This is a genomic window from Methylophaga sp. UBA5088 (assembly GCF_002414625.1).
Lineage (GTDB): Bacteria > Pseudomonadota > Gammaproteobacteria > Nitrosococcales > Methylophagaceae > Methylophaga > Methylophaga marina.
In genome coordinates this window covers 40,921-48,614 of record NZ_DIAC01000026.1, presented here as the reverse complement: position 1 = coordinate 48,614, position 7,694 = coordinate 40,921, and the positions used below count along the sequence as shown (strand labels likewise).

Genomic DNA, 7,694 nt, shown 5'->3' with positions numbered 1-7,694 from the left:
TTATCAATCGTGGTTAAACTCACCGGAGTGTCATGAGCATCGTTCGGACGAAAGTCAGCACTGACGATCATGGAGGGTAAGTCAGCAGGCGTCACTTCAGCCCATATCATGGGAGATGTCATAGCCGTTGTTATGGCTATAGCCAGTGTTTTTGCTTTCATGGTTATCCTTTTTTGAATCAAAAAGGACAGGGGAATAAATCGAGAGACACCAATTCGGTGTAGAGAAAGATCTATTTCAGCCTGTCCCTACGCCAGTATTAACTGGATCAGGTTCGTCGGGTCCGCTTTATGAGAAGCATCTCAGGCTTTCGCCACCCCGAGGCAAATTCACATCACAATTGCTGCTAGTGAGATAGCGTTATTTTAAAAGAGTGCGGCAATTATTACCAGCTTCAGTGGTATTTAATTCAAACGTTTCAAACTACTTCGGCACTCGGTACAAATCCGGAGTTTGCTGTTGATTCGTTGTGTCAACACTTTGCGTTGTTGATTATCAAAACACTGTGGACAATAAAAGCCGTTATCCCCTTCAAATTGATAACAACCCGTAGTTTTATCGATGATAGGCTGAGGCTCATCGTTCTGAGAGCCAGACAGAGTCTGACTGAGAGTGGATAATTCTTTGAACACTTCATCAATCAGATGGTGTTGAGAGGGAGGAAGCTCTGCTAGGGTTTGCTGAAGTAGCGATTTGATCTTTTCAATGGAGGCATTCACGGCTGTTATCTTTTTTAGTCTGTATCAGCATAGTTTAGAGAATGCAGCGCATACAAAAAAGGCATCCGAAGATGCCTTTTTTTTCACTTATTTTTCTAACTTAGTTTTCAAGTCAGCGAGTGTGGATTGATATAAACCCGTTACAGCTTTCTTGGCCGTATCGTCATCCAGCTCTTTGGGTGGGTGTCCATTACCGTGATAAGCGCGGAAAAACTTACCTAACCAAGTGACTTTTGAACCACCATCAGTCGCTTCAACACTGACCCATGATTTATATTTGCTCACAGGAAACGCTGGTACTTCATGCATTTCACCATGGTCATCAACTTCTCCAGCACTACTGATATCGGTAATTTGATACATAAAGCTCATTTTTTCATCATCATACTTTTTGAGCTTTTCAGAAATCGTGGCGCCACCTTTTAATGTGAGAGTGCGAGTCGCTCCTGGTGCATTACCACCCTCAGATTCTGTTGATTCAACAACGGGAATCCAGGCTTCTGCTTTACCGAAATCGTTGATGGCTTGCCAGACAGTCGCTGGGGCAGCATTGATGACAATGCTCTCTTCAACTTGGAGGCGAGGCGCACCGTGTGCAAACACAAGTGCAGGCAAAAACGCCAGTGAAACAACTATTAAATTTAACCATTTTTTCATTCTATTATCCTGATATTTCTCTTAAGTTATTTTGATTGCTGTTTTCAGCAAGGTGCTAAGTTAGCATGGTGTTTGCCTTGAGGGAATGTGAATTTATCCTTGATGGTTAATGGCTTTATCCACCGCTGCTCGATTGAGGTGTGAAGCAAAGAACTCGATAAAGGCGTACATATAGCTTCTAAGATAGCTGCCTTTGCGAATACCCATATGTGTAACGCTCGGTGGAAATAGATGTTTGGCATCCAATGCCTGAAGCGGGGAGTCTTTATCCGGATCAAATGCCATACTGGCGATAATGCCAATACCCATCTCCAGCTCGACATAGGTTTTAATCACATCTGCATCGGTAGCAGTGAAAATGACATTGGGATGAAGACCTTTTTCAATAAAAGCCTGATCCTGTTTGGCGCGACCGGTAAAACCCATCACATAAGTCAGAATTTCATATTGGGCGATATCTTCCAGTCGCAATTTTTTCACTGATAATAAGGGGTGTTCTGGCGGAACAACAACGCAACGATTCCATTCATAACATGGCAAAATAGCGAGCGACTCGAATTGAGCCAGGCCTTCCGTGGCTATTGCCAGATCAACCTTTCCGGTAGCCGCCATTTCACCTACCTCAGTCGGCGTGCCCTGCACCATGTTCAAATGTATATTCGGGTAGCGTTCAGAGAACTTTTTTATCGCACTAGGTAGGGCATAACGAGCTTGAGTATGTGTGGTGCCTATAGACAAGGTGCCAGATTGTTCTGTTTTACTGTCTGCCACTAACTGACGGATATTTTCCACATCCTGCAAAACGCGCTCTGCCATCTCGATAACTGATTGACCAATAGGCGTAATGCCAGTCAAGCGTTTGCCGTGACGCTCGAAGATTTGTAAACCCAGCTCCTCTTCCAACTGCTGCACCTGATTGCTGACACCGGGTTGTGATGCATGTAATGCATTCGCTGCTGACGAGATACTGAGGCCTCTACGTACAATTTCACGTACATACTTTAATTGCTGAATTTTCATCTATATATGTTTTTCTTATAAAGATAGTAAATAATATTCATTGATAGAATATTCTCCTTTGGTAAACTTGTCAGCATTTTCGTAACATACAAGGCGTAAAACAGATGGAATGGGGCTTTCTTCTTGCTGGACTGTTTGTCGGCATCATGGTCGGCATGACCGGTGTAGGAGGCGGGTCTTTAATGACGCCCATCCTCATTTTTATCTTTCATGTACAACCCGCTATTGCGGTTGGTACGGATTTATTATTTGCTGCTATCACCAAAGCGGGTGGTATTTGGTCTTATTGGCGACATGGGGTCGTAAAGTGGTATGTGGTCTGGCGCCTCGCTGCGGGGAGTATTCCGGCAACATTAGCTACTCTATGGTTTATGAATGCCACAGGGATGCATGATGGCAATCATAATGAATTGATTACTAAAGTGCTCGGTGTAGCACTGATCCTGACATCCAGTGCTTTATTATTAAAAGCACCTTTAGGAAGATTATTACGCTCCAAGGAAAACCACCCCGTTGTGAGTGTGCTTTACGATATTCGTGAAAACGAACTAAATAAAGCAATGATTACGGTCATAACAGGTGCGCTTTTAGGTGTCATGGTGACATTATCATCTGTAGGAGCTGGTGCGCTAGGTGCTGTCATTCTATTGTTTTTATATCCTCGTCTGAGAGGGGTAGAAATTGTCGCTACAGATATTGCTCATGCTGTGCCACTTACCTTTGTTGCAGGCCTCGGGCATTCAGCTGTTGGTACAGTAGACTGGACATTATTGATGTATTTATTAGCCGGCTCATTACCTGGCATTTTTATCGGCACCCATCTTGGGGTGCGTATTTCAGACCAGGTAATGCGTCCATTATTAGCGGTAATACTGGTATTGGTGGGCATAAAATGTCTGATATAACGTTGGTGGATTTGACCCTGTTTGGCTGTCCTATGCATTACATCAAAGCCCGTGAAGCATTAAAACACATTGACATAGAGGAATCGGTAGATTTGCTTGTCAATACGGGGGATGCGGTTGATGAAGTATTTAATAGTCTGTCTCAGGATGGACAGGAGTGTGCGATCACCTCTTCAGAGGGATTAACCACAACAATTCGTGTGAGAAGAAAACAATGAGTGAAATAAAACCGGCTTTAGCCGCCAAAATTGATGCTGTGATTGCAGTGTTAAAAGACATTGAGCAGAACTATTTGCCTGCAACGCTGGCGACCAGCTTTGGTGCAGAAGATATGGTTCTGATGGATTTAATCTGTAAGCATGCGCCAGGCATCGACATATTCACTCTGGATACTGGCCGTTTGCCCAAAGAAACCTATGAGCTCATGCAAACATTAAACAGCCACTACGATAAAAAAGTAGAGGTGTATTTCCCTAACACGGCGGATGTTGAGTCGTTTGTGACTCATAATGGACCAAACGCCTTTTACGATAGTGTCGAATTAAGAAAACAATGTTGTGGTATTAGAAAGGTCGTGCCGTTAAACAGAGCTCTATCTGGCAAAAAAGCCTGGATAACGGGTATGCGTCGTTCACAATCTGTAACACGATCAGAACTGCCTGTATCAGAGTGGGATGATGATCACGGATTACAAAAGTTTAGTCCATTGACCGATTGGTCGAATGGTAACGTTTGGGCGTATTTGAGAGCTTACGACGTGCCTTATAACAGCTTACACGATGAGGGGTACGCCAGTATTGGTTGTGCGCCTTGTACACGAGCCATCACCATGGGCGAAGATATTCGTGCCGGACGCTGGTGGTGGGAAGATCCTGAAAATAAAGAATGCGGCTTGCATGTCAAATCTAACTAACCGAGAAAGATAATGACTGAAAAACAATTAACACACTTAAAGCAATTGGAGGCTGAAAGCATCCATATTATGCGTGAGGTGGCAGCAGAGTTTGAGAATCCAGTAATGCTGTATTCGATTGGTAAAGACTCCGCCGTCATGTTGCACTTGGCTATGAAAGCTTTTGCGCCTGGTAAACCCCCATTTCCATTGATGCATATCGATACCACTTGGAAATTTAAGGAAATGATCAAGTTTCGTGATGAAAAGGCTAAAGAGCTGGGTCTCGAACTGATTGTACATACCAACCAAGAAGGCAAAGAAGCGGGTATCAACCCATTCGATCACCCTCGCTATACGGATATTATGAAAACCGATGCCTTGAAAGAGGCGTTGACGAAATACGGTTTTGATGCCGCTTTTGGTGGAGCACGTCGTGACGAAGAAAAATCGCGTGCAAAAGAACGTGTGTATTCCTTCCGTGATAAGAACCATCGCTGGGATCCAAAAGCACAGCGACCGGAACTCTGGAACATCTATAACAGTAAAGTGAATAAAGGCGAAAGCATCCGTGTCTTCCCATTATCCAACTGGACTGAGCTTGATATCTGGCAATACATTTATCTGGAACAGATTCCAATTGTGCCACTTTATTATGCAGCAGAACGTCCGGTTGTTGACTACAACGGCTTGACCATCATGGTCGATGACGATCGTATGCGTATACCTGAAGGCCAAGAGCCGCGCATGGAAAAAGTCCGTTTCCGTACCTTGGGTTGTTACCCACTAACAGGTGCCGTGAAATCGTCTGCAGATACTTTGCCTGAAATCATCCAGGAAATGTTGCTGACAACGACATCTGAACGTCAAGGCCGTGCTATCGATCACGATCAAGCGGGTTCTATGGAGAAGAAAAAACAAGAGGGTTACTTCTAGATGACTACTGAATCAAGTTCATATCAATCAGATAGCCTGATTGCCACAGACATCGAAGCGTATCTGAAGCAGCATGAAAATAAAGAGATGTTGCGATTTTTAACTTGCGGTAACGTGGACGATGGTAAAAGTACGCTGATAGGCCGCCTTCTGCATGACTCGAAAATGATCTACGAAGATCAATTGGAAGCCGTGACGCGTGACAGTGCCAAGTCTGGTACTACCGGCGAACAGGTTGACTTAGCGTTGTTGGTTGATGGTTTGCAAGCCGAGCGCGAGCAGGGAATCACAATCGATGTGGCTTACCGTTATTTCTCTACGACGAAACGTAAGTTCATCATTGCCGATACACCAGGACATGAGCAGTACACACGTAACATGGCGACAGGTGCATCCAGTTGTCAGTTAGCGGTTATCCTGATTGATGCCCGTTATGGCGTACAAACACAAACTCGCAGACACAGTTTTATTGCCTCTTTATTAGGCATTAAACACGTAGTTGTGGCTATCAATAAAATGGATCTGATGGATTATAGTCAGGAAGTGTTTGATAATATTCGCCATGATTACACTGAATTCTCACGAGAATTAGAACTGGAAGATATTCACTTTGTGCCTATGTCAGCGTTGGTGGGCGATAACGTGGTTAATCGCAGTGAGAAAATGGGTTGGTATCAAGGGCAAACCCTGATGGAAATCCTGGAAACCGTCGATGTAGATAAAGATCCGAACTTCGATGATATGCGTTTCCCGGTTCAGTTTGTGAATCGTCCTAATCTGAACTTCCGTGGTTACTGCGGTACTTTGGCATCGGGTATCTTAAAACCGGGTGATGACATCACCGTATTGCCATCGGGTAAAGAGAGTAAAGTGAAGGCGCTTGTCACTTACGATGGTGACTTGGATCATGCCGTGCCTGGCGAAGCGATTACCGTCACATTAGAAAATGAAATCGATGTCAGTCGTGGTGACATGCTTGTACATAGTAATCATCACCAACCACATGTCTCAAGCCAGTTTAAAGCGATGGTCGTGTGGATGACAGAACAACCCTTGGTGCCAAACAAGCAATACAGCATCAAAGTGGGTGTCAATGATGCAGGTGGTGCGTTAACGGGCATTGATTATCAAATTGATGTCAACACGCTTGAGCACAATAAAGCCAGTGAATTGAAACTGAATGAAATCGGCTTATGTGAGTTTTCATTAAACAAGCCCGTTGTGTTTGATTCGTACAAACGCAACCGGACTACAGGGGCCTTCATCATCATTGATCGCCTGACCAATGTCACGATTGGTGCTGGCATGATTACTGATGCGGTATCAAGTAATCACGAAGTGGTCGCTGAAGGTGAATTCTCTGCCTTTGAAATGGAGTTGAATGCACTCATTCGTAAACATTTCCCTCATTGGGATGCGAAAGATTTGAGTCAACTTCTCAAATAATTCACAAAAAGTGGTTCAAGAAAGCCAGTCAGTATTTGCTGACTGGCTTTTTTTATGTCTAAGCGACAGTGAAATGAGTTTCAGACTGACGTGTCATTAATTATATAAATCGATTTTATCAATCAATAATTAAATAATAAACAATTATACAAATCTATTGAAAATCCATAGACTCTGTTGTGTGCAATTGATTTGCCTAACATGATTTGCAGCAGAAAGGATAGAACGATGACCAAAACAATTTTAACGACATCTGCCGGCGCCCCAGTCGCTGATGATGATAATAGTATCAGTGTCGGACCAAGAGGACCTTTGACTTATGACAATCACTACACCTTCGAAAAATTGGCTCACTTCAACCGTGAGAGAATTCCTGAACGCGTGGTCCATGCACGTGGTACCGGGGCTTACGGAACCTTTACCCTCACAAAAAGCTTAAAAGATCTCACTATTGCGGATTTCTTACAGAATGAAGGTAAGAGAACAGAGGTCTTTGTTCGCTTCTCAACCGTAGGTGGTGGCCAGGACTCACATGATTATGCCCGTGACCCACGAGGTTTCGCTGTGAAGTTTTATACTAAGCAGGGCAATTACGACATGGTAGGCAATAATACGCCGGTGTTTTTCCTCCGTGATCCGAGTAAGTTTCCAGACTTTATTCATTCACAAAAAAAGAATCCGCGTACTAATGTGCCTGACCCAAGAATGGCTTATGAGTTTTGGGCTAATTACCCACAAGCATTACATCAGGTGACTATTTTGATGTCTGACCGCGGGATTCCTGCTTCATACCGCAATATGAATGGTTATAGCTCACATACCTATAGTTTCTGGAATGATAAGGGCGAACGGTTTTGGTTTAAATGGCACTTTAAAACTAATCAAGGCATCAAAACACTGAGAGCCGAGGAAGCTGCAGTGGCTGATCCTCATGGAGCACAGCAGGATTTAGTGGAAGCTATTGATCGCGGTGATTTCCCGAGCTGGACAGCCAAAATACAGATTATGACGGAGCAACAAGCGCGGGATGCTGAGATCAATCCGTTTGATTTAACCAAAGTATGGCCACATGATGAATTTCCTTTGGTTGAGGTCGGGCAACTGGAGCTTAACCGCAAT

General features: G+C 43.9%; 9 protein-coding genes and 1 riboswitch. Of the genes, 6 read left to right on the top strand and 3 right to left on the bottom strand.

Annotated elements, in window-relative coordinates:
- Nucleotides 1-227: 227 nt before the first annotated feature.
- Nucleotides 228-331, bottom strand: a riboswitch (TPP riboswitch).
- Nucleotides 332-404: 73 nt separating this feature from the next.
- The 3 genes from B4K20_RS03340 to cysB all read right to left on the bottom strand — a co-directional run bounded on the left by B4K20_RS03340 (nucleotide 405) and on the right by cysB (nucleotide 2,396).
- The gene (locus B4K20_RS03340) at nucleotides 405-719 is read right to left on the bottom strand and encodes a hypothetical protein (protein ID WP_289281876.1); all 315 of its coding nucleotides are present in this window, start codon (nucleotides 717-719) and stop codon (nucleotides 405-407) included.
- A gap of 87 nt (nucleotides 720-806) precedes the next feature.
- Entirely contained in the window at nucleotides 807-1,376 is a 570-nt protein-coding gene (locus B4K20_RS03335; RefSeq protein WP_289281875.1) for an SRPBCC family protein, read from the bottom strand.
- A gap of 93 nt (nucleotides 1,377-1,469) precedes the next feature.
- A complete protein-coding gene (cysB, locus tag B4K20_RS03330) occupies nucleotides 1,470-2,396 on the bottom strand; it encodes an HTH-type transcriptional regulator CysB (RefSeq protein WP_289281874.1) in 927 nt (308 codons plus the stop codon).
- Between the two features lie 104 nt (nucleotides 2,397-2,500).
- Between cysB and B4K20_RS03325 the strand changes: the two genes are divergently transcribed.
- The 6 genes from B4K20_RS03325 to B4K20_RS03300 form a co-directional block, all read left to right on the top strand.
- Nucleotides 2,501-3,301, top strand: a complete 801-nt coding sequence (locus tag B4K20_RS03325) for a sulfite exporter TauE/SafE family protein (RefSeq protein WP_289281873.1) — start codon at nucleotides 2,501-2,503, stop codon at nucleotides 3,299-3,301.
- Nucleotides 3,289-3,519: a sulfurtransferase TusA family protein gene (locus B4K20_RS03320; protein ID WP_289281872.1), complete on the top strand. Its 231-nt coding sequence runs from the start codon at nucleotides 3,289-3,291 to the stop codon at nucleotides 3,517-3,519. The genes B4K20_RS03325 and B4K20_RS03320 overlap by 13 nt, the downstream gene beginning before the upstream one ends.
- Complete coding sequence (locus B4K20_RS03315) at nucleotides 3,516-4,214, top strand: phosphoadenylyl-sulfate reductase (RefSeq protein WP_289281871.1); 699 nt, start codon at nucleotides 3,516-3,518, stop codon at nucleotides 4,212-4,214. Before B4K20_RS03320 ends, B4K20_RS03315 begins: the two co-directional genes overlap by 4 nt.
- Nucleotides 4,215-4,226: 12 nt before the next feature.
- Nucleotides 4,227-5,129: a sulfate adenylyltransferase subunit CysD gene (cysD, locus tag B4K20_RS03310; RefSeq protein ID WP_286305515.1), complete on the top strand. Its 903-nt coding sequence runs from the start codon at nucleotides 4,227-4,229 to the stop codon at nucleotides 5,127-5,129.
- Nucleotides 5,130-6,575 carry a sulfate adenylyltransferase subunit CysN gene (gene cysN / locus B4K20_RS03305; protein WP_289281870.1) on the top strand — a complete coding sequence of 482 codons (1,446 nt, stop codon included), beginning with the start codon at nucleotides 5,130-5,132 and terminating at the stop codon, nucleotides 6,573-6,575.
- 228 nt (nucleotides 6,576-6,803) lie between these two features.
- On the top strand, nucleotides 6,804-7,694 hold an 891-nt coding region (locus tag B4K20_RS03300), incomplete at its 3' end, for a catalase (RefSeq protein WP_289281869.1).